Annotated in this window: 1 protein-coding gene; it reads right to left on the bottom strand. The window is 69.6% G+C overall.

Annotated features, from left to right (window positions below; genetic code table 11):
* Positions 1-1,211 (bottom strand): phosphoenolpyruvate carboxylase (locus IE182_RS31495; protein WP_190113416.1); only part of this gene is annotated, 1,211 nt, incomplete at both ends.

The following is a 1,211-nucleotide window of genomic DNA, read 5'->3' as shown; positions in this document are numbered from 1 at the left end:
CTCGCCGCGTTCGGCTGCGCGGCGCTGGCGGTCGAGGAGGGTGACCTGGAGGTAGGAGATCGGGTCGAGGTAGGCGTCGCGGATGTGGAAGGTCTGGCGCAGGACGGGGCTGGCGGCCAGGAGCTCGTTCTCGCCGGTGATGCGCAGGACTTCCTGGACGGTGAGTGCGTGTTCGGTCTTGATGACGTCGAAGACGTGCTTGAGCTCGTCGGGGACGAGGGTGTCGACGTAGTGCTGGGCGATGCGCAGGTCGGTCTTGGCGAGGGTCATCTCGACGTTGGACAGGAAGTTCTGGAAGAAGTGCCAGTGGGTGTGCATTTCGTCCAGGACGGTGTCCAGTCCTGCTTCGCGGGCGGCCTTGAGGCCGGAGCCGACGCCGAACCAGCCGGGGACGATCTGGCGGGACTGGGTCCAGCCGAACACCCAGGGGATGGCCCGCAGCCCGTCCAGCCCGGCGCCGGAGTCGGGGCGGCGTGAGGGCCGTGAGCCCAGGTGGAGCTCGGCGAGCTGGTCGACGGGGGTGGAGGCGAAGAAGTAGGCGGGCAGGTCGGGGTCCTCGACCAGGCGCCGGTAGGCGGTGTGGGCGGCGTCGGAGACGGTGTCCATGGCCGCGTCCCAGCGGGCGAGGGCCTCGTCCGACTGGCGGGGTGAGGTGTGCAGGGCGGATGCCTGCAGCGTGGCCGCGACGGTCAGCTCCAGGTTCTCCCGGGCCAGCGCGGGGATGAGGTACTTGTCGGAGATCACCTCGCCCTGCTCGGTGACCTTGATCTCGCCCTCCAGGGTGCCCCAGGGCTGGGCCAGGATCGCGTCGTGGGTGGGGCCCCCGCCCCGGCCGACCGTGCCGCCACGGCCGTGGAACAGGCGCAGCCGCACCCCGTAACGGTGGGCGACGTCCCGCAGACGGCGCTGGGCGCGGTGGATCTCCCACTGCGAGGTGGTGATCCCCCCGAACTTCGACGAGTCCGAATAGCCCAGCATCACTTCCTGCACGTCCCCGCGCAGGGCGACCAGACGCCGGTAGGAAGGATCGGCGAGCATCTCGTCCAGCAGCCGGTCGGCTTCCTTCAGCTCGTCCGTCGTCTCCAGCAACGGCACGATCCCGATCTTCGCCCACCCCGCGTGCAGATCGACCAGACCCGCCTCCCGCGCCAGCACCGCCGCCGCGAACACATCATCCGCACCCTGACACATCGAAATGATGTACGACTCGA

This window comes from Streptomyces cinnamoneus, assembly GCF_014650495.1.
GTDB lineage: Bacteria > Actinomycetota > Actinomycetes > Streptomycetales > Streptomycetaceae > Streptomyces > Streptomyces cinnamoneus.
The sequence above is the reverse complement of the archived record's forward strand: the minus strand, read 5'-3'. Positions and strand labels throughout refer to the sequence as shown.